At 53.3% G+C, this 20832-nt stretch carries 23 protein-coding genes and 1 pseudogene; 19 read left to right on the plus strand and 5 right to left on the minus strand.

Annotated features, from left to right (window positions below):
• Positions 1–246: 246 nt before the first annotated feature.
• The 5 genes from metG to FPL14_RS26090 all read left to right on the plus strand — a co-directional run bounded on the left by metG (position 247) and on the right by FPL14_RS26090 (position 5945).
• Complete coding sequence (gene metG / locus FPL14_RS26070; protein WP_182300462.1) at positions 247–2271, plus strand: methionine--tRNA ligase; 2025 nt, start codon at positions 247–249, stop codon at positions 2269–2271.
• A gap of 298 nt (positions 2272–2569) precedes the next feature.
• Positions 2570–3577: a metal ABC transporter substrate-binding protein gene (locus FPL14_RS26075; protein ID WP_220471187.1), complete on the plus strand. Its 1008-nt coding sequence runs from the start codon at positions 2570–2572 to the stop codon at positions 3575–3577.
• A gap of 58 nt (positions 3578–3635) precedes the next feature.
• Complete coding sequence (locus FPL14_RS26080) at positions 3636–4406, plus strand: metal ABC transporter ATP-binding protein (protein WP_182300463.1); 771 nt, start codon at positions 3636–3638, stop codon at positions 4404–4406.
• Between the two features lie 6 nt (positions 4407–4412).
• Complete coding sequence (locus FPL14_RS26085) at positions 4413–5216, plus strand: metal ABC transporter permease (protein WP_182300464.1); 804 nt, start codon at positions 4413–4415, stop codon at positions 5214–5216.
• Between the two features lie 21 nt (positions 5217–5237).
• Positions 5238–5945 (plus strand): cytochrome c biogenesis CcdA family protein, encoded by a 708-nt coding sequence (locus FPL14_RS26090; protein WP_182300465.1) that lies wholly within the window; start codon positions 5238–5240, stop codon positions 5943–5945.
• A 3-nt stretch (positions 5946–5948) separates the two neighbouring features.
• On the opposite strand, the gene splB is transcribed toward FPL14_RS26090, so the two are convergent.
• A complete protein-coding gene (gene splB / locus FPL14_RS26095; protein ID WP_182304168.1) occupies positions 5949–7019 on the minus strand; it encodes a spore photoproduct lyase in 1071 nt (356 codons plus the stop codon).
• 153 nt (positions 7020–7172) lie between these two features.
• Between splB and mntR the strand changes: the two genes are divergently transcribed.
• Positions 7173–7595 (plus strand): transcriptional regulator MntR, encoded by a 423-nt coding sequence (gene mntR, locus FPL14_RS26100; protein WP_182300466.1) that lies wholly within the window; start codon positions 7173–7175, stop codon positions 7593–7595.
• A 161-nt stretch (positions 7596–7756) separates the two neighbouring features.
• A pseudogene (locus FPL14_RS26105) lies at positions 7757–8710 on the plus strand (patatin-like phospholipase family protein).
• Between the two features lie 53 nt (positions 8711–8763).
• Here the strand turns inward: FPL14_RS26105 and FPL14_RS26110 are convergent.
• Both FPL14_RS26110 and FPL14_RS26115 read right to left on the minus strand, forming a co-directional pair.
• Complete coding sequence (locus tag FPL14_RS26110; RefSeq protein ID WP_182300467.1) at positions 8764–9075, minus strand: hypothetical protein; 312 nt, start codon at positions 9073–9075, stop codon at positions 8764–8766.
• A 27-nt stretch (positions 9076–9102) separates the two neighbouring features.
• On the minus strand, positions 9103–10059 hold the full coding sequence (locus FPL14_RS26115) for a DUF1385 domain-containing protein (protein ID WP_182300468.1): 957 nt from the start codon (positions 10057–10059) through the stop codon (positions 9103–9105).
• 289 nt (positions 10060–10348) lie between these two features.
• Here FPL14_RS26115 and FPL14_RS26120 point away from each other — a divergent pair, with 289 nt between their 5' ends.
• The 5 genes from FPL14_RS26120 to FPL14_RS26140 all read left to right on the plus strand — a co-directional run bounded on the left by FPL14_RS26120 (position 10349) and on the right by FPL14_RS26140 (position 14492).
• Entirely contained in the window at positions 10349–10789 is a 441-nt protein-coding gene (locus tag FPL14_RS26120) for a YqhR family membrane protein (RefSeq protein WP_182300469.1), read from the plus strand.
• A 151-nt stretch (positions 10790–10940) separates the two neighbouring features.
• Positions 10941–11378, plus strand: a complete 438-nt coding sequence (gene aroQ, locus FPL14_RS26125; protein ID WP_182300470.1) for a type II 3-dehydroquinate dehydratase — start codon at positions 10941–10943, stop codon at positions 11376–11378.
• Positions 11379–11438: 60 nt separating this feature from the next.
• Complete coding sequence (locus FPL14_RS26130) at positions 11439–12512, plus strand: M24 family metallopeptidase (RefSeq protein WP_182300471.1); 1074 nt, start codon at positions 11439–11441, stop codon at positions 12510–12512.
• Between the two features lie 35 nt (positions 12513–12547).
• Positions 12548–13105, plus strand: a complete 558-nt coding sequence (gene efp / locus FPL14_RS26135; RefSeq protein ID WP_182300472.1) for an elongation factor P — start codon at positions 12548–12550, stop codon at positions 13103–13105.
• Between the two features lie 133 nt (positions 13106–13238).
• Positions 13239–14492 carry an aspartate kinase gene (locus FPL14_RS26140; RefSeq protein WP_182300473.1) on the plus strand — a complete coding sequence of 418 codons (1254 nt, stop codon included), beginning with the start codon at positions 13239–13241 and terminating at the stop codon, positions 14490–14492.
• Positions 14493–14573: 81 nt separating this feature from the next.
• Here FPL14_RS26140 and FPL14_RS26145 read toward each other — a convergent pair whose 3' ends face one another.
• Both FPL14_RS26145 and comA read right to left on the minus strand, forming a co-directional pair.
• Positions 14574–15032, minus strand: a complete 459-nt coding sequence (locus tag FPL14_RS26145) for a DUF441 domain-containing protein (protein ID WP_182300474.1) — start codon at positions 15030–15032, stop codon at positions 14574–14576.
• 90 nt (positions 15033–15122) lie between these two features.
• The gene (comA, locus tag FPL14_RS26150) at positions 15123–15947 is read right to left on the minus strand and encodes a phosphosulfolactate synthase (RefSeq protein ID WP_182300475.1); all 825 of its coding nucleotides are present in this window, start codon (positions 15945–15947) and stop codon (positions 15123–15125) included.
• Between the two features lie 177 nt (positions 15948–16124).
• On the opposite strand from comA, the gene FPL14_RS26155 reads away from it, so the two are divergent.
• The 7 genes from FPL14_RS26155 (at position 16125) to spoIIIAF (ending at position 20814) form a co-directional block, all read left to right on the plus strand.
• Positions 16125–16388 (plus strand): YqhV family protein, encoded by a 264-nt coding sequence (locus FPL14_RS26155; protein WP_182300476.1) that lies wholly within the window; start codon positions 16125–16127, stop codon positions 16386–16388.
• Between the two features lie 96 nt (positions 16389–16484).
• On the plus strand, positions 16485–17624 hold the full coding sequence (gene spoIIIAA / locus FPL14_RS26160) for a stage III sporulation protein AA (protein ID WP_220471188.1): 1140 nt from the start codon (positions 16485–16487) through the stop codon (positions 17622–17624).
• Positions 17617–18144, plus strand: coding sequence for a stage III sporulation protein SpoIIIAB (gene spoIIIAB / locus FPL14_RS26165; RefSeq protein ID WP_182300477.1), 528 nt, complete (start codon positions 17617–17619; stop codon positions 18142–18144). The genes spoIIIAA and spoIIIAB overlap by 8 nt, the downstream gene beginning before the upstream one ends.
• A gap of 21 nt (positions 18145–18165) precedes the next feature.
• The gene (spoIIIAC, locus tag FPL14_RS26170; protein WP_094050916.1) at positions 18166–18369 is read left to right on the plus strand and encodes a stage III sporulation protein AC; all 204 of its coding nucleotides are present in this window, start codon (positions 18166–18168) and stop codon (positions 18367–18369) included.
• A 9-nt stretch (positions 18370–18378) separates the two neighbouring features.
• Positions 18379–18768: a stage III sporulation protein AD gene (gene spoIIIAD / locus FPL14_RS26175; protein WP_182300478.1), complete on the plus strand. Its 390-nt coding sequence runs from the start codon at positions 18379–18381 to the stop codon at positions 18766–18768.
• Positions 18769–18793: 25 nt separating this feature from the next.
• Complete coding sequence (spoIIIAE, locus tag FPL14_RS26180) at positions 18794–20038, plus strand: stage III sporulation protein AE (RefSeq protein WP_229263683.1); 1245 nt, start codon at positions 18794–18796, stop codon at positions 20036–20038.
• A gap of 20 nt (positions 20039–20058) precedes the next feature.
• Entirely contained in the window at positions 20059–20814 is a 756-nt protein-coding gene (spoIIIAF, locus tag FPL14_RS26185; protein ID WP_182300479.1) for a stage III sporulation protein AF, read from the plus strand.
• The last annotated feature ends 18 nt before the right edge of the window (positions 20815–20832 follow it).

Genomic DNA, 20832 nt, shown 5'->3' on the forward strand with positions numbered 1-20832 from the left:
TGAGAACCGGTATAGGGCGTCTTTGGAAAATGGTCCTGGAGGAATCGTCTTCGAGCAGCGCCGATGCCTTCACAAGCATCCCGCTCGTAAGGGGATGACGCGAGTCCGGCGTTACGGATCGTTCTTAATGAGCCTCCGCGCGTTTCGCTGAGCGGGGGGAAATTGGGTGGTACCGCGTGAGTTACAACTCTCGTCCCATACGGACGGGAGTTTTTTGTCTTTAAACGATCTAAGGAGCTGGAAAAGATGACGGAAGCGAACAAATCTTTCTACATTACGACGCCGATTTATTATCCGAGCGACAAGCTGCATATCGGCCATGCCTACACGACGGTGGCGGGAGACGCTATGGCGCGCTACAAGAGGCTGCGCGGATACAGCGTACGTTATTTGACGGGGACGGACGAGCACGGCCAGAAGATCGAGCGCAAAGCGCAAGAAGCGGGCAAGACGCCGCAACAATTCGTGGACGACATCGTAGTAGGCATTAAAGAACTATGGCGCAAGCTGGAAATTACGAACGACGATTTCATTCGCACGACGGAGCCTAGGCATACCAAGGTCGTGCAGGGAATCTTCTCCAAGCTGCTTGAGCAAGGGGATATCTATAAAGGCGAGTATGAGGGCTGGTACAGCATCTCCGACGAAACCTATTACACGGAAACGCAGCTCACGGACGTCGTTCGGAACGAGAAGGGCGAGGTCATAGGCGGTAAGAGCCCGGATAGCGGGCATCCGGTCGAGCTGGTCAAGGAAGAGTCTTATTTCTTCCGGATGAGCAAATACGCGGATAGATTGCTTGCTTATTACGAGAAGCATCCCGACTTCATCCAACCGGAATCGCGCAAGACGGAAATGATCAACAATTTCATCAAGCCCGGTCTAGAAGATCTGGCGGTGTCCCGTACGACGTTTAATTGGGGGATTCCGGTCCCGGGCGACCCTAAGCATGTTATCTATGTATGGATAGACGCGCTATCCAACTACATCACGGCGCTTGGCTACGGTACCGACTCCGACGAGCTGTTCCGCCAGTATTGGCCGGCAAGCGTCCATCTGATGAGCAAGGAAATCGTCCGTTTCCATACGATCTATTGGCCGATCATGATGATGGCCCTCGATCTGCCTTTGCCGGAAAAAGTATTCGCTCATGGATGGCTGTTGATGAAGGACGGCAAAATGTCGAAATCCAAAGGCAACGTCGTCGATCCGGTTAAGCTGATCGAGCATTTCGGCTTGGATGCCGTTCGTTATTATTTGTTGCGGGAAGTGCCGTTCGGAGCGGACGGGGCTTTCACGCCGGAAGGTTTCGTAGAACGGATTAACTACGACCTCGCGAACGATTTGGGCAACTTGCTGAACCGAACGATCGCGATGATCGACAAATATTTCGACGGCGTCCTTCCCGTGTTCGAGTTAGGGTTTACGGAGTTCGATACGGATTTGGAGCAGTTCGCGCTAGCGACGGTAGAGAAAGTGGAAACGGCGCTAGAGAGCATGGAGTTCTCCGTCGCGCTCGGCGCAATCTGGGCGTTCGTCGGCCGCACGAACAAGTACATCGACGAGACGAAGCCTTGGGCGCTTGCCAAAGAGGAAACGAACAAGCCGGCATTGGCATCCGTTATGGGGCATTTGGCGGAAAGCTTGAGGATCGTGTCAATTCTCATTCAACCGTTCTTGACCCAAACGCCCGGTCGGATTTGGACGCAGCTCGGCATAGAAGAAGGTTCTCTGACGGCTTGGGATAGTCTGGCGGAATTCAGCAATCTCATTGCCGGGACGAAGACGAGCAAAGGAGATCCGATCTTCCCGCGCCTGGAATTGGCCGACGAAGTCGCATGGATCTCCGGAACGATGTCGGGCGGGTCTTCCGCGGCGGCTTCGGCTGACGCGAACGCTGCTGGCGCAGTCGAGGCGGCGAAGAAGGAAGAAGCTCCCGAGCTTGCGCCGGAAATCAACATCGACGATTTCATGAAGGTGGAGCTTCGCGTCGCGCAAGTCGTTGCCTGCGAGCCGATTCCGAAAGCCGATAAGCTGCTTAAGCTGCAGCTCGATCTAGGCTTCGAAGTGCGGCAAGTCGTCTCCGGCATTGCCAAGTTCTACAAACCGGAGGAATTGGTCGGACGCAAAGTCATTTGCGTAACGAACTTGAAGCCGGTCAAGCTGCGCGGGGAGCTGTCGCAAGGGATGGTGCTTGCGGCGTCGCAAGGAGATCAGCTCACGCTGGCGACCGTGCCGGACGGAATGCCTAACGGCGCAATCGTGAAATAGTTTGCGCAATGAGAAGGATCATGCAAGGATACGGGGATTACGTCAACTCTCGGTCCAATGTCGGGGGAAGCTAAGCCGCTGCGAGCGGCTAGCTCAGCTTGCTACCGTGCTTGAACCTTCTGCGCAATAGGTTGATATACTTAAGTTTTTATATAAGAGCTATCTTAGGAGTAGTCAATCCGGACTGCCTAAGATAGCTTTTTATTTTGATCGCTTCTACTACCATGTTGACATAGCGGGGGCAGGGGTCTATAATCGGTTTTGTTAATAAAAATGTTTACGATTAAGGAGATTCATAATGAAAAAACGAACGCAAGTGAAGAAACCATTAAAGCTGCTCTCGATAGCATTCATGATAATTGCCATCGCAATCGTCTCCGCATGCGGCAAGAGCGGAAACGATAGAGAAAACGTAGAAGGCAAAGTAAATGTCGTGACCAGTTTCTACCCTCTGTACTTTTTCGCCAAAGAAATCGGCGGGGATAGAGCGCATGTCGTGAACTTGATTGCCGCGGGAGTAGAGCCCCATGATTGGACGCCGAAAAGCCGCGATCTGACCTCCGTCTCGAATGCGCAACTGTTTTTGTACAACGGCGCCGGATTAGAAGGTTGGGTAGACGACTTCTTGAAAGGATTGGGCTCCGACAGCAAGGTCATGACAGTGGAAGCGAGCAAAGGCATTCCGCTCATCGAAGGAAACCCCGAGCACGAAGAGGGGCATGAAGAGGAAGCGCATGAGGAAGAAGAAGCTCATGGAGAAGAAGGCCACGAGCACTCGGATCTCAATGTCGATCCTCACACGTGGGTCAGCCCTCGTTCCGCGTTTACGATGGCTGCCAACATCCGCGACGCTTACGTGAAAGCAGATCCGGAGCATCAAGCGGAATACGAAGCTAACTACGCGGAGTTGGAAAAACGCCTTAAACAGCTTGACGATAAATATACTCAAACGTTGTCCGGGTTCGAGCGCAGAGACATCGTCGTGTCCCACCAGGCGTTCGGCTACTTATGCCGCGATTACAACTTGAACCAGATCGCGATTATGGGCCTGTCCCCGGAAGCGGAGCCTAAAGCGCAGGATTTGCTTAAAATCGCGAAATACGTAAAAGAGAACAATATCCGTTACATTTTCTTCGAAGAACTGGTGTCGGAACAACTCGCGAAGACTCTGGCCGGCGAAGCGGACGTGGATACTCTCGTGCTTAATCCGCTGGAAGGACTGACTCCGGAACAAGAGAAAGCCGGGGACGATTATTTCACGCTTAGCGAACGCAACTTGCAAAACTTGCAGAAGGCTCTTCAGTGATCTAACATAGAAGGAATGAGTCTTAACGCAGGCAGCATAACGATAAGGAGGACCCTCCATGAACACGACTGCGAGCAACCAACAGGCAGGATGCCATCAAGAGATCATCCGGCTGGACGGAGTGTCTTTCTCCTTCGATTCCCAAGTTGTGCTCTCCGATGTTTCTTTTAGGGTAATGGAACGGGATTTCGTCGGGCTTATCGGCTCCAATGGCGCGGGGAAAACAACGCTGCTGCGGATGATCGTGGGGCTGACCCAGCCTCAGAAGGGCTCCATTTCCCTGTTCGGCACCCCCTCGAACCAGTTCAAGGAATGGGACAAGATCGGGTACGTCCCGCAAAGAAACCATTTCAACCCGCTATTTCCCGCCACGGTCAGGGAAGTGGTCTTGTCCGGCTTGTACGGCCGCAAGAAACTATTTCGCAGGATATCCAAAGAAGACGCAAGCCGTTGCGAGGACGCGCTTGGAGCATTGCAAATCCAGAATCTCGGCGACAAGAGGATCGGCGCGCTGTCGGGAGGACAGCAGCAACGCGTGTTCTTGGCTCGCGCGCTGATCAATAATCCGAAGCTGCTCATCCTGGACGAGCCGTTATCCGGAATCGATATCGAGACGCAACAAAGCTTCTTCCATATGATCAAGCACATGCACCAAAGGCATAACATTACGTTTCTTATGGTGTCTCACGATATGGACATGGTACGCTCTTATTTGGGGCAGGAGCCCAAAGAAAAATGCGGCAAGCTTTCGTTCTACGTCCGTCATTCCCACGATCTAGAAAATTGCGAAGGCACGGATTTGCTGCACTCCCTGCGGAAAGAAGGTTAATCGAGCTTGGATATTTTGACGGCTGAATTTTTTCAAAGGGCTCTAGTCGGAGGCGCTTTGATTGCGGTAACGGCTCCGTTGATGGGGCTGTTTCTCGTGTTAAGAAGATTGGCGATGATCGGCGATACGCTGGCTCACGTCAGCATAGCCGGAGTCGCGCTTGGATTTTTGATCGAAGTGTACCCGGTTGCGGTCGGGCTGCTATTCGCGATATTGGCGTCCTTCGCCATCGAACTGCTGCGCCGGACGTACCGAACTTATGCCGAATTATCGATCGCGATCATTATGTCCGGCGGAATCGCCCTCGCCTCGTTGTTATTCACGATGGGCAAGGGCTTTAACGTAAACGTAACCTCTTATTTGTTCGGCAGCATCTATACTTTGGATAGCACGGATTTGATAGTCATCGCCGTTGTAACGGTCATTGTCCTAACGATGGTTCTTATACATAAGAAAGAGCTATTCTTGCTGACCTTCGACGAAGATGCGGCGGCCGTTAGCGGACTGCCCGTGAAATACTTTAATATTATGTTGAGCATTCTGACGGCTTTGGTCATCAGCGCCTCGATCAAGATCGTCGGGGCACTGCTCGTCTCCGCTTTGCTCGTCATTCCGGCCGCATGCGGCCTTGCGCTGTCGCGAAGCTTCAAACAAGCGGTCATTCTGGTCGTGATCATCGGCGAAGTGGCGGTGCTGGCGGGCTTGTGGATCGCGGGGGTTGCGAATCTGGCTCCCGGCGGCACGATTGTTCTTCTGCTGATCGGCATTTTGGCGATATCGGTCGCGACGACGAGGATCATGCGGACATAGGATTAGGGGAGGTTATTCGTAATGGCAGACGTTAACGTAGGAATCGCGTTCGCGGCAGGGTTCGCCTCATTCATATCACCCTGCTGCTTGCCTTTATATCCGGCATATTTGTCTTATATAACGGGAGTATCCGTTAATCAGATTAAGACCGATACAAGCCGCACGATGCGGTTTAAGACGATGAGCCATACTTTTTTCTTCATTCTCGGTTTTTCCGCCGTTTTTTTCGCGCTTGCTTACGGAACTAACGTATTTACCGATTTCTTCAAGGATTATCAAGATACGATACGCAAAATATCGGCGATCTTCATCGTACTGATGGGATTGTTCTTAATGGGGATCTTTCAACCGCAGCTGCTGATGAAAGAACGCAAGTTGAACATGAAATGGAAACCCGCGGGTTACTTGGGCTCGTTCGTATTCGGAATCGGGTTCTCGGCGGGGTGGTCTCCGTGCGTGGGTCCGATTCTTGGCTCCATCTTATTGCTTGCCGCCAGCAATCCCGGCACTTGGGCCGGGTTGACGACGGCCTATTCTCTCGGGTTCGCGGTTCCGTTCTTCGTTCTGGCTTTCTTCTTAGGCTCGACGAGATGGATACTGAAGTATTCCAACATGCTGATGAAAATAGGCGGAGCGATCATGATCTTAATGGGCGTGTTGCTCTTCACCGACAAAATGACTTCGATTACGATCTATTTGCAAGGAATTACGCCGAAATGGCTTGGCTAACCGTTAAGTGAAGTATTCCAATTTCGCTTCCGGAAAATGCTCGAAGATGCGCTCCGTGATAAATTCGCGGAGCGCTTCCGCTTGTTCGTCGGGATAGACGTATTTGTGTTGGCCCCAGCGTCCCCATTTCTTTTTCCTTTTCTCTTCGTCCATCTCCAGTTTCGTCTTCGGATATCTTTTCTCGATGATGGTTTTGGCCGTCTTCGTAAACCGATGTTGAATCAGTTCGAAGGTCAAGTCGCGGGTCGCGTCGGCGGGAAGCGTCTGCGCGAGCTTCTCCAGAAGCTCGGCGTACCCTTGACGCCAGCCGTCGTACCAGATGATGGGGGCGATAATGAAACCTAACGGATACCCTGCCCGGCCGATTTTGCCGGCTGCCTCGATTCTCTCGTGGAAGCGGGATGTCGCGGGCTCGAAATGGCGAATGACGTAATCGGCGTTAACGCTGAAACGAATGCGGGTATTGCCGTTGTGCTTAAGCGGAAGGAGCGAATCGACGTGATGGAACTTCGTTACGAAGCGAAGGCGGCCGAGCGGTTGATCGGCCATGAAAGTAATCGCGTCGGCCAGAGATCCCGTGAGATGCTCGAGTCCGATCGGATCAGAGGTGCAAGCCGCTTCGAACCTCGTAATCTCGGGCGCGCGTTCTTCGATATATTGCTTAGCGGCTTTAAGAATGTCGTCCATGTTGACGTATACCCTAATGTACGGTTTGGCGCCGAGCGTCGTCTGCAGGTAACAATAATGGCAATGGCCCATGCAGCCGGTCGCGAGCGGCATGGCGTATTCCGCGGAAGGCTTCGAGGTGTCGAATTTTAACGTTTTACGGATTCCTACGACGAGCGTTCTTTTGGATATTTTGTACTGCTCAAGCTCCGTTTCGCCGGGCAGGTTCGTAATCCGGTTATGCGAGGTCGTCATTTGGTACGGCAAGCCTCGTTCCTTGACCCAAGCAAGAATTCGTTGTCCTTTTGGATAATCCAGGGACGCAGGTTCGAAGTATACCAGCTCCGGTACGAATAACGCGGTTTCTTTGGCCGCATTCCGCGGCGTTTCCGTTGTGATCGTGTTCATCATATCATTCCTCCCCCGGACGTATTAGCAGCCGTCGTCCGCTGTGGTATGGCTATTATGCGATAACGGGACGTCTCCGATTCTTTTCGACAGATCGGACTTGCCCAGCGGCCTTGGCATACTGTATGATATTGAAGGAAAGGGGGACTTGCGTTGCCTACCCCAAGCATGGAAGATTATTTGGAACGGATCTATAGGCTGATAGACGAGAAGGGCTATGCACGCGTCTCCGACATTGCCGAGGGGCTGGAAGTTCATCCATCGTCGGTTACGAAGATGATCCAGAAGCTGGATAAGGACAGTTATCTCATATATGAAAAGTACAGAGGACTTGTCTTAACGAACAAAGGTAAAAAGATGGGCAAAAGGCTCGTCGATCGGCATCTTCTGCTTGAAAACTTCCTGCAAATCATCGGCGTTCAGGAAGACAAGATTTATGCGGACGTTGAAGGAATCGAGCATCACCTGAGCTGGGATTCCATTACCTGCATCGAAACGCTGGTTGAATATTTCAATCGCGATCCTTCGCGCGGCGAAGAGCTTAGCAAACTGCGCGCCGAGCTGGATAACGATTGATCTTCTTTAACGTTCTAACGTTCTAACGAGCTTAAAAGCTGTTTTCCCGCGGGTCAACCGGGAGAGCAGCTTTTTTTATATGTGTTATAGAGATTGACCTTCGCATATGGATGTTAGCGAGAGCGATACTGTGCTTTGGCCGGACGGGAGGGGGACATCCGATGGAGACGACGCTCGTGAATGCCGTGTTCGAAGGCGGGGGCGTAAAAGGAATTTCGCTCACCGGCGCGGTGCACGCGGCGGAAAAATGCGGCGTGGTCTTTAATCGGGTCGCGGGTACTTCGTCAGGCAGCATTATCGCTGCCCTTATCGCGGCAGGTTACAAAGCCGAAGAGATGAGGCGCGTGATCGAGACGACGCCTTTCAGGTCGTTATTGAAACGGAATCCGCTATTTAACTTGAAGTATATCGGACCGGCCGTTCGACTCTATTTGCGCAAAGGATTGTATTCTGGCGAAGCGTTGGAGCATTGGATCGAGGAATTGCTCGGAGCGAAAGGGATCCGAATGTTCGGGGATTTGCCCGAAGGCAAACTGCGAATAATAGCATCGGATATTACGAACGGAAGATTGCTGGTCCTGCCTCAGGATATTTCTAATTATGGAATCGCTCCGAAGAAGTTTTCGGTCGCCAAGGCGATTCGGATGAGCACGAGCATCCCTTATTTTTTCGATCCGGTCATTTTGCGGCAGCTTCGAAGGAGCGCAAGATGAACGCGGTGAAAACCAAATTTTTTTACGTCGTGGACGGCGGGTTGCGTAAGCAATTTCCCGTTATGGCTGTTCGAGGATGACGTATCGGCGGGCGCGCGGGTTCCCGTAATCGGATTTCAGATGGTCGGGCGTTCGGAAGCGCATCCGCATCCTATCGTCGGACCGGTCACGATGTTTCAAGCGATGTTCGAAACGATGCTCAGCTCTCATGACGAGCGATACATCGAGAAGCACAACCTAATTCGTACGATCAAGATTCCCGCGCTCGGGGTCGGTACGACTCAGTTCAACCTGACTCCGCAATTGAGCTCGGATTTATATCAATCCGGGTATGCGGCCGGAGAAAAGTTTTTTCAGAGCTGGGATCGCAAGTCGGGTACTTTAAGGGTGTCGATAAGATAAATAAAACCGCTTCCGCGGCATTGGTCGTAACCTCAGCCGCGGAAGCGGTTTTATTAGTGATAACGAGGCGGCTCGTCATCTTTGTTTTTGCGTCCCTCGATTACGGTGAACGGGGACGTTCGGCGTCGATCCGATTTGACGCCGGCGCGTCGTGCTTCCGGCCGCGACCCGCGTACCGGCGAACGACCGCGGGTCGGTACGTTCTTCCAGCGCGAAGGCGGGAATTTATACAGCAGGAAGACGATGGCGACTAGCAACACGGGAATGAGCCACGATTCGATGGAGCCTTGCGACAGCCGAGCCGCCAATCCGATGGCCATAAACACGAGCACGACGGCAAACCAAGGTTGGATTCGGTTTCTCATGCGTTTCCTCCTCCTAATGTCGCCAGATTACGCTTGCTTGGATAGGGATACTGCAGGTTTGATCTGTTGATCCAATTCTCTCATCCGATTGAAGGAAGCAATGGACACGGCTACTTGATCGTCGTTCGGTTCCTTGGTCGTAAGAAGCTGCAGCCACAATCCGGGTGCTCCCAGCCATTTCAGTACCGGGATATCGCGCAGCGCGTTCGTCCATCTCAATACTTCGTACGAGACGCCCAGCACGACCGGAAGCAGGATAATCCGTTGAACGATTCTTTCGCCCATCGTGTCCCAAGTGAAGAAGGAATAGATAATAACGCCAACGATGACCGTGAAAATAATAAAACTGCTGCCGCATCTGTAGTGGAGCCTGCTGAATTTCTGTACCGCGGATACGGTCAATTCGGAACCGGCTTCGTAAGCGCTGATGACTTTATGTTCGGCTCCGTGGTATTGGAACAGCCGTTTGATCAACGGAGTTTGGGAGATGAACCAGAGATAGAAGAGCAGGAACACGATTTTGATAGCGCCTTCTAACAGGTTGTGCAATATCATATTCTCGAACGCTTGTCCAAAGATCAAACTTTCTACGAATGCCGGCACTAATGTGAAAATTAGTTTACCAACTACGAAGGAAAGTATACCCACGACTGCGACGCCTAAAATCATGGTGAGGTTCCATCGTTCTTTTTCTTTCGGTTTGTCCGCGTCTTCGGATCCGGTTTCGTCTTCGGCATAGGCTTCGGCGGAGTACGTCAAATGCTGCGAGCCTTTGGCCGCGGATTCGACGATTCCGACGATTCCCCGGATGAACGGGATTTTCTTGATTGCCGACAGAATAGGAGTCGGTTTCTTAGGTACTTCAAGGAATGTAATCTGCTGGTCCTTGCGGCGAACCGCAGTAACATGAACATTTTTGCCCGCGAACATGACTCCTTCTATTACAGCCTGTCCGCCATAAATCGAAGGGGATTGATCAGACATGGTTGGCCACCTGCTTTACGGAAACTCTGGGTGATAGCTTAGAACGCCCAAGTACATCTATTTTACTAGATCGAAGGGGAGAATGCCACAGGTAAAGGAAGTTCCTGCTCGCGCGGCGGATTAGACAGCCGCGGCCGGGTGATACTAAATCGCGGTTTATCCAAAAGAGGTTAAGGATGGTCGACATGACGAACGCAACTGAGAAAACGAATCGAGAGTCGAACGGGAAATCTTCGCCGCCGCCTACGCGTCCGCTTATGTTCAGCTTGAAAACCGGTTTTTCGCCGGCTTGATCTGGGGATTGGTGCGTTGGCTGGCGACGGGATTGAATTTTACGAAAGTGAGCCAAGCTTATCTGCTCGATCCATTCTTTCCGAGAAAGCTGCTAGTCGGTTTCTACTGGCAAGCGGCGGGACTCGGAATGTTCATTTTGATGTCCATGTTGGCAGCGTTGGTGTATTTCGCCATACTGGGTCGTCTAAGAGGACCTTGGCCTGGCATTTGGTTCGGCGCCGTGTGGTGGATGCTCGCGTACGCATGGGCGGGACCGTTGGTCGGCGCCGTTCCTCCACTGAACGCGATCGGCTGGAATAGCATCGTCACGGACTTTTGCCTGTTCCTTATGTGGGGCGTGTTCATCGGCTACAGCATTGCGTTCGAGCTTCATAACGAAGCGGCTAGAGAGCCGGCCGCCCAGGCCGCGAAAGGCTCGCCGCAGCCGTCTTCCTAGACCGAAGGAAGCGTGGTTTGCCGCCGCGCGGCGGCATTCAGCCTTTTTTGGTTATCCGCGTATGGTACAATGTCTGATGAACTTTATTCGGCGACGGATTATCGGCGCTGCCGAATCGTCAAGCGGCTGTACGCGGGAGGAGTTTTTGAACATGCTGAGTATTTTGGTGCTTAACGGACCGAATCTGAATATGCTGGGGGTTCGCGAGCCGGGGGTATACGGAGTTTTAACGCTTGCGGAAATCGAGACGCGGCTGATCGAGCTTGGCAAGACGCTCGATGCGCAATTGCATTTTTTCCAATCCAACCATGAGGGCTCGCTGCTGGACGAAATCCATGCGGCATACGGCAAGCATGACGGAATACTTATTAACCCGGGAGCTTTGACGCATACGAGTTATGCGCTGCGGGACGGGATAGCGGCAGTCGGGCTTCCTGCCGTCGAGGTACATCTTTCTAATATTCATAAGCGGGAAGCTTTCCGGCATACATCGGTTACGGCGGCGGTCACGCTCGGGCAGATCGCCGGATTCGGTCCGGTAAGCTATGAACTGGGACTGCAAGCTCTGTGTCGCCACATTCGAGATTAACATCATGAGACAATTAACCGAGACGGGATCTCCGTCCGACGAGAAAGCGAGGAATAACCGATGCCCAATGATCGCGTTGTCCGATTGCGCGAATCGATCGCGAAGTCCGAAGGGGATGCGCTTCTTGTCACTCATCCCGTCAATCGGCGATATTTAACCGGATTTACCGGCTCTTCCGGCGTTGTGCTCATCACGGCGGACCATGCCGCGCTCGTGACGGACTTCCGGTATAAGGAGCAAGCTCCGCGGGAAGCGAAAAGCTTTCAGGTCGTCGAACACGGACCGAGCCTATACGAGACGGTTGCGGTTCTGCTGAAGCAATGGAACGTTGGACGGCTGCTGATCGAGGAACAGGATGTCACTTATGCTGCCTATAGAAACATAGAGAAAGCGTTAAACCCTGTCCAGCTCGTTATGTCCGAGGGGATCGTCGAGAAACTGAGAATGATTAAGGACGACGGCGAGCTGGAGATCATGCAACAAGCCGCTGAATTGGCGGACCGGGCTTTCGAGCACATTCTGAGCTTCATTAAACCCGGAGTGTCCGAGAAGTCCATTGCTTTGGAGCTCGAAGTGTTCATGCGTTCCCAAGGAGCGACTAGCTCGTCTTTCGATACGATCGTGGCCTCCGGGGAACGGTCGGCGTTGCCTCACGGCGTCGCCAGCGACCGGATCATCGGACGCGACGAATTCGTTAAGCTTGATTACGGCGCGTATTATAACGGATACTGCTCGGATATTACGCGTACCGTCGTCGTGGGCAAACCGAGCGACAAGCACCGCGAAATTTATGATATCGTCAAGGAAGCGCAGCAATATGCGCTGGATCATCTTGTCCCCGGAATGACGGGAAGAGAAGGCGACGCCTTGACGAGAGATATCATCACAAGGTATGGTTATGGTGAATATTTCGGTCATGGCACGGGACACGGACTCGGGATGGAAATTCATGAGTCGCCTCGTCTGTCGCTGACGGGCGATTTCGTTCTGGCTCCGGGAATGACAGTTACGGTGGAGCCCGGAATTTACCTCCCCGGCTTCGGAGGAGTAAGAATCGAGGACGATATCGTCGTTACCGAGAACGGGATCCGTATCTTGACGAAGTCGCCCAAACAACTAATCGTATTGGACTAATCATGGAGCAATGTCTCTACAGGAGGAGTAATTAAGTGATTTCCGTAAACGAATTTAAGACAGGCTTGACGATCGAAGTGGAAGGCGGGCTCTATTCGGTGCTCGATTTCCAACATGTTAAACCGGGCAAAGGCGCGGCGTTCGTGCGCTCCAAGCTCAAAAACCTGCGCAACGGCAACGTCGTCGAGAAAACGTTCCGCGCAGGCGAGAACGTTGTTCGCGCTCACGTCGAGAACCGCGCGGTTCAGTACTTGTATAATTCGGGTAACGAATATACGTTCATGGATAACGAAACGTATGACCAGTTCGAGTTAACGAAGGCGCAATTGGAGTGGGAAGTGAACTTCCTGACCGAGAACATGACCGTTAACATTTCCAGCTACCAAGGCGACATGATCGGAATCACGCTTCCGAACAGCGTCGATCTTAAAGTCGTGGAAGCCGAGCCGGGCATCAAAGGCAGCACGGCCACGGGAGCTACTAAATCGGCTAAGCTGGAGACCGGCTTCTCCGTGCAAGTGCCGCTGTTCATCAATGAAGGCGACGTGCTGACGATCGATACGCGCGAAGGAAAATACGTTTCCCGCGCATAAGAAGCTCGAATAGTTCCCTGATTTCGCAAAATATTGCGAAATCGGGGATTTTTATTATTTTTGGGCCAATGTACTTGTGCTATAATATAATGCTGTATACGCCTAGAAAGATTGACTTAGGGAGTGACTACGGGTGTCATTGATCGTTATGAAATTCGGCGGAAGTTCCGTCGGCACGACTGAGCGCATGAGTCGCGTGGCGCAGCGTATTATCGACAAGAAGCTGCAAGGAGACCGCGTTGTCGTCGTCGTGTCGGCGATGGGAGATACAACGGATGATCTGATCGACAAAGCCAACGAGATCAACGATAATCCGCCAGCTCGCGAAATGGATATGCTGCTCACGACGGGGGAGCAAATTTCCGTCGCGTTATTGTCGATGGCTATTCATAAGCTGGGGCATGCAGCCAAGTCCTACACGGGATGGCAAGCGGGAATCGTGACCGAGGACGTCCATGCGAAAGCAAAAATCAACGATATTTCCCCGGATCGGATATTCGCTTCGCTGAATGAAGGCAATATCGTCATAGTAGCCGGATTCCAAGGGATGACGGCAAGCGGAGAAATCACGACGTTAGGGCGCGGAGGCTCCGATACGACGGCGGTTGCGTTAGCGGCGGCTATTAAAGCGGACGTGTGCGAAATTTATACCGACGTAGACGGCATTTACTCCACCGACCCGCGGGTCGTGAAATGCGCAAGAAAGCTAAACGAAATTTCCTATGACGAAATGCTTGAGCTTGCCCACTTGGGGGCTGCCGTACTTCATCCGCGCGCGGTTGAGTACGCTAAGCACTACAATGTGAACTTGGTCGTACGTTCAAGCTTTACGAATAATGAAGGCACGTTGGTGCGGGAGGACGCGGAAATGGAACAAGGCATCGTCGTAAGAGGAATTGCTTCGGATAAAAATGTAGCCCGTATCAGCGTGCTGGGCGTTGAAGATTTGCCAGGCGTATTAGCGAAAATGTTCGGCGCTTTGGCCACTAACGGCATCGACGTGGATATTATCGTGCAAAGCGGAGTCCAAGACGGCAAAGCGGATTTCTCGTTCACGGTGTCCCTTGCCGATCGCGGGCGCGCGTTGGAAGTGCTATCGAGCATTAAGAACGAGGTTCCTTACCGCGAAGCGACATACGAGGAAGGTTTAGTGAAAGTGTCGATCGTAGGCGCGGGAATGGTGTCGAACCCCGGAGTCGCGGCAAAAATGTTCGAAGCGATCTCCAGCGTAGGAGTAAGCATCAAAATGGTCAGCACGTCGGAGATCAAAGTATCCTGCGTTATCGCGGCGGAGCCCGTACAAGATGTCGTACGCGCGCTTCACACCGCATATGGCTTGGATACGGCGGACACCGCGTTCGTCGGCGGTCCGCAAGATCGCCGCTAACATTCCCGATTGACCCAATAACCTGTCTTAGAAGTCGTACGCGGCCTCTAGAGACAGGTTTTTTGTTGTAGCCCGATACGATTATTTCCCGACTATCATTTGTATGATGCTGATGATGATAGCGGTCAGGCCCGCCGCCATAAGGGGACCGACCGGAATGCCCCGGAGAAAAATAACGCCGGCGATGGAACCGACCACGATGCCTACGATAAGTTGCGGATCCATTTTCAGCGTCTCCAAGCCTTTGCTGTTCAAATAGGCGCCGATAGCTCCGCCGGCAAGCGCGACCCAGCCTGTCCAACCCGTAAAAGCGACGAGAATATCCTTGGGCTGTACCCTGCCCGACGCGAAAGGGACCAGAACGGCCAAAGTAAGAAACAGCAAACCAAGCTCGATTCCTCTTCGTTCGATGGAAGGCAGGTAGCGTTCCAGATGGGTTAGCTTGACGATCAGAAGGATGCATGCCGCGGTCGTGATGATCGACGATCTCCCAATCAAGCCTATAACGATCAACGCGACCAATACCAACTCTCCGTACATAAAGGCTACACGCTCCCGAATGGATGGTTGGTACACGATATGGAACAAGCCTTGCGTTTAGAACGCAAGGCTGATCCTGAATTGGCTATTTCAAATCATATAATCGCAATTAGGAACTTGCTGCAGCCCGAAAGTATCGGAACGAAGCCCCCGGCGCAACGTTTCTAACGTGAGGACATCTTGACAGGGAATATTTCCTAAGTGAACGTCCGCTCCGAGCGATTGGATCAACGCCACTTGCTGCTCTTTGAGCGGCGCTTCCCACAGCACGCGATTCAAATTCGGAACGACTTTCAAGATTTGCGACAGATCCCCGTCCCGGCAATCCCCCCGTTCGTCGAATAACCCTACGCCCTTCCCGGATTCCCTCGCTTCAACTGTAACGAGTTCCGCTCCGCAAGCCCAATCCCGTTCCGCGGTCGCGGCGAAATCGTTCGCGTCGATCCGGGAACCGAATTGTTTTTTGCCATATTCCGTGAATACCGTCAGGCCTAAGCTCTTAGCATCCCGTATTAACTCATTGCGCTGGGATCGGCTAATCTCGATCGTGCCGTCCGAAACCTCTACGCCGGTGAAGCCTAACGCGAGTATTTGGCGGAAAAAGCCCGGCACCACATCCAATCTTACCGCGGCTTCCAGCAGCGTTCCGCCCGGAGTAACGATAATTCCTTGTTTGACCGCTAGCTCGATTTTGCCTCGAATGACGGGGATCGGGTACAAGGGCGAGGTGCCGAAGCCGAATTTGACGATGTCGATAAATTGTCCGGAAGTAGCAAGCAGATCGGAGAAGGCGTTCATTCCCATGCCTTTGTCTATGACCATCGTTAGGCCCTTCGTACGCGGTTTGGCTTGCCTAAGTCCGCTTGGGTCGGATAACGCCTCGGGCCAAGTGGATGTCGGGGTTGTAATTTGCATGTTCAACTCTCCTCGTTAGTTTACAAGGTGGATTTTTACTAAGCCAATATATGCAATCGCCTATTGTTAGGTGTTTTTCCCGCTGCGATGTTCCCCAAAGTTCCCGGACCTAAGAGACAAGTTGTTCGGAGGATGAGCATAGAGTTAATAACGAGGTTTATTAAGGGGGAGGAAAATATGGACAAAGCCGCATTCAGCATGGCCATGCTCCGCATATTATCCGGAAGCATAGAATTAACCGCAGCCATCGTGATGCTCCGCTTAAACGACGTTCAGAAAGCGTTAGCCGTCAATTCCATGCTGGCTCTGGTCGGCCCGTTAGTGCTGATTTCGACGACGGCGATCGGGCTCGTCGGCTTGGCGGACAAGCTGTCGCCTTCCAAGTTCATATGGATTCTTGCAGGCGTCAGCTGTCTATTAATAGGGATCCTAAGGAAGTGAGTATCGCTAGATAAGGTTGCCCAAGCAGGCATAATCCGGCTGTCCAAGCATACATATGAAACAGCAATGATCAACTAGCGGAAAGGGGGAGCCTAGTTGCCGCAGCCATTGATCGAGCTATTCCCGACTTCTCTGCGCCTAGTGTTGGAACGAATGCCGACGATTGCTAGGGATACTTTGGAAGAGATCCGCATACGCGAGAATCGTCCGTTAGAAATCAGCTATGGCAGCCGTTATGCGTTCGTGCGCGAGGACGGTACGTTGACCGACCGTCACCGGGAGGCATACTTGCCGGGTAAGGAGCTGTGCCGGGCGCTTCTGGAAAGAATAACCAACCATTCGATCTATGCGGCGGAAGAAGAGCTTCGCCGAGGATTCATCACGGTGGCCGGGGGACATCGAATCGGACTTGCCGGACGAACGGTTTTGGACAAAGGTCTCGTTTCTCACCTGCGGGATATCGCAGGTTTTAACGTGCGCATCGCGCGGGCGCGTACCGGTTTCGGGACCGGAATCGTTCCCGAATTGCTAGATTTCACGGCCAGGACGATTAAACACACTTTGATCGTTTCTCCTCCTCAACAAGGGAAAACAACGCTTATTAGAGATTTGGTTCGTTGCATAAGCTCCGGGGAATGGAACCATCCGGCAGCCCGCGATTGGGGAAGCCGGAAGGTCGGCGTCGTCGACGAGCGATCGGAGATCGCGGCCAGCGAAAGAGGAATACCGTCCTTCGATCTGGGACCGCGTTGCGACGTATTGGACGCTTGTCCGAAAGCGGAAGGAATCGCGATGATGTTAAGATCGCTTTCGCCGGAAATCATCGCCGTAGACGAGATCGGACGCCCCGAGGACGCGGAAGCCATTAACGAAGCCATTCACGCGGGCGTGCGAGTGTTGGCGACGGCGCATGCCCAAGATATCGAGGACGTATTCTCCAGGCCGGTGTTAGCCAAACTTGCCGGGGACGGGGTGTTCGGCGCTTACGTATTTCTATCCCGAACCGGCGACAAGGTGAAGCATTACGTTATGTCCGCCGAAGAAGCCGTTCAATTGTCTTCGCGCCGATTCGGCCGTACGATCGGGGCGACCCCGAGGGATGCCCCGACCGAACCTTCGCCGGCGAAAGGGAACGCGATAGCGGCGTCTACGATGCGAGTAGCGGTCAAAGCGCGGCCGTTGCCGGTAATCCGATCGCCGGCCCTTCGCGAGGGGATGGGGACAGATCATGCTTAAATTCGCCGGAATCGTGCTTGTATTGTTCGCGGGGACGATGATCGGCTTTTTGCAGGCCGCTCGTTTCGCCGCCCGTCCGCGGCAAATTCGCGAGCTGCTTCACGCGCTGCAGCGGCTGGAAACGGAAATCAGCTACGGTCAAACCCATCTGCCGGAAGCGTTGAGCCGCATTTCCAGAATGGTTCCTCATCCCCTTTCTTCGTTGTTTGCCAGCATCGCGGAATCGCTTTTGGCGGATTCGGCGGAAACCGGCGAAACCGTCAGGGAGTGTTGGGAAAAGGCGATTAACGCATATTGGCCGACGACGGCGATGAAGAAGGCGGAGAAGGAAGCGTTGCTGAGATTAGGCTCCACGTTAGGAGGCAGCGGGCGGGAAGACCAGCTTAAGCACATCCGGCTCGCCGCGATCCAATTGCAAGCGGAAGAATCGTCGGCGCGCGACGAACAGTTCCGCTACGAGAAGCTTAGCAGAAGCTTGGGGATGCTCGGAGCCGCGCTGGTCGTGATTCTGATGATTTAGTTTGTTTAGGAGGCCATAGCGATGAACATCGACATCAGCACCATATTCCAAATCGCCGGCATCGGCATCATCGTGGCGATGATTCATACGGTGTTGAAGCAGATGGGCAAAGAAGATATGGCACATTGGGTGACTCTGATCGGCTTCGTGGTCGTTCTGTTCATGGTCGTTCGGATGCTTAACGATCTATTCCAGGAAATCAAAACGATATTCCTGTTCCAGTAGGTGAAGCGGGTGGACATACTCCAGATTGTCGGTATCGGGTTTCTGGCGACCGTGCTCATCCTCGTCATCCGCGAACAAAAGCCGATGTTCGCCTACCTGCTCTCCGCTTTCGTCGGCGTCGCTATTTTCTTGGCGTTCGTCGGGAAAATCGACGACGTGATCTCCGTGCTGGAGGAGCTCGCGGACCGCTCGGGCATTCCGACCATCTATCTCAAGACGATGCTGAAAATCATCGGAATAGCTTACATAGCGGAGTTCGGAGCGCAAATCGTAAGAGATGCGGGGCTCGAAAGCATCGCGACGAAAATCGAATTCGCCGGCAAAATGCTCATCTTGGTCATGGCGGTGCCCATCATCAGCGTCATCGTCGAAACGGTGCTGAATTTGTTGCCGGCTTGACGGATGCGAGGACGGGAGGGTGAACATGCTTCGGCAGACGGGAATAGAGAAACGGCTTATGATTCTGCTGTTCGTGCTCATGTCTTTTGTTCTCATGGGAGAGTCCAGCGTATTCGCGGAACCGGGCGCGTCCGCAACGTCGGCGGCGGAACCGGGGCTTAACGAAGCGGGAAATTTGTCCGGCGACTTGGCCAAGCAGCAGAGCGGGGACGTCGAGCTCGGGGAGATCCAGAAGTACTGGAACGATCTGAAAGGGGAGTACGGTGGTTATTTCCCGGAAGGAAAGCTGCCGGAGTTGCGTCAGCTCATGTTCCCGCAAGGCAAAGAGTGGAGCGCCAGCCAAGCCATGACGGGACTCGCGAAATTTTTCCTGCACGAGGTGCTCTACAGCGGCAAGCTGCTGGTGACGATCGTGCTGCTTACGGTATTTACGATGTTGCTGGAGACGATGCAAAACGCGTTCGAGAGAAACGCGGTAAGCAAAGTCGCCTACGGAATCGCCTATTTGGTTCTCGTCATCTTGGCGGTAAACAGCTTTCGTACCGCAACCTCGTATGCCGGGGAAGCAATCGAGAAGATGGTGCAGTTCATGCTGGCGATGGTGCCTTTGCTATTGACCCTTCTTGCGGGTACGGGAGGGATCACCTCGGTAGCCGTGCTCCACCCGCTCATCGTTTTTATGATCCATACGGTGGGCACGTTCGTTCATTTGGTCGTGTTTCCGCTCTTGTTCTTCTCGGCAGTCCTGCATTTGGTTAGCGCGATTACCGAGAGGTACAAAGCGACACAACTGGCCAATCTGTTGCGCAACGTCGGGATCGGGGTGCTGGGCATCCTGCTTACCGTTTTTCTCGGAGTGCTGTCGGTGCAAGGGGCGACCGGCGCGGTTACGGACGGAGTCGCGCTTAGAACCGCCAAATTCGTCACCGGAAATTTCGTTCCCGTCGTCGGGAAAATGTTCTCGGACGCAACCGATACGGTCATGTCGGCCAGCTTGCTCGTCAAGAACGCCGTCGGTTTGACCGGAGTCATCGTCTTGCTGTTCCTGTGCGCTTTTCCCGCTTTGAAAATATTGACGCTTGCCTTGATCTACAATCTTGCGGGGGCGGTTATGCAGCCCCTGGGAGATACTCCGATCGTGCATTGCTTGCAAACGATCGGCAAGACGCTGATCTACGTGTTCGCGGCTCTCGCTTCTGTCGGATTGATGTTCTTCCTGGCCGTAACGATTATTTTGACGGCGGGCAACGCCGCACTCATGATTCGCTAGGCAAGGGAGGTGGGCGACAGATGGGATTAATGGAGGGGCTGTCCGACTGGCTTCGCCAAATTATCGCCGTCATCTTGCTCGCCGCGCTTATCGATCTGCTTCTGCCCAATCGCACTATGCAGAGATACGTCAGGCTAGTCGCCGGATTATTCATTCTCTTGACGTTGGCGACCCCGATCATGAATTGGATCAAAGGCGATTTTACGAGCGAGCTTGCCGCGGGACTTCAGTCCGTTGAACAAAACCCGCAAGGAGCCGGCGACCAACTCGCCATGATCGAAGAAGCGGGAGCGAGGCTGCGCGACAAGCACCAGATGCAGGCTGCAGAGCTCGTATCGTCCAGGCTTGAGGCCTCCATACGGAACGAGGTAGAGCAATCCGAGCAACGCGAAGTACGAAGCGTAGACGTCCAATTGGAGCATGGGAAGGACGGCGCGCTGAACGTAGCCAAGGTGGTTGTGCTGCTAGAACCCGAAGAGGCCGTTCCCTCCCGGACTTCCCTATCCTCGCCCGTCCGGGAGGTAGATCCGATTGCGGCCGTTGACGTTCAGGTCGACGTAAAGGTTTGGTCGGACGAGTCGCAAGCTTCAGAAGCAACGGAAGGGGAGGCGGATCGTGCTGCGATGGCAAAGGAACAAGAACAAACGGAGGAACAGGTTGATCGCGATACCCGCTTGCGAATCTCGGCTATGATCGCGAGCCGCTTCGGGGTGGCGGTTCGCCTCGTCGAAGTTAAGCTGCCTTCGGCTGTCGCGGAAAGCGGCAACGGATCGTAGTCGTTCGTTTGCCAGAAA

The sequence above is a fragment of the Cohnella cholangitidis genome (assembly GCF_014107495.1).
Taxonomy (GTDB): Bacteria; Bacillota; Bacilli; order Paenibacillales; family Paenibacillaceae; genus Cohnella; species Cohnella cholangitidis.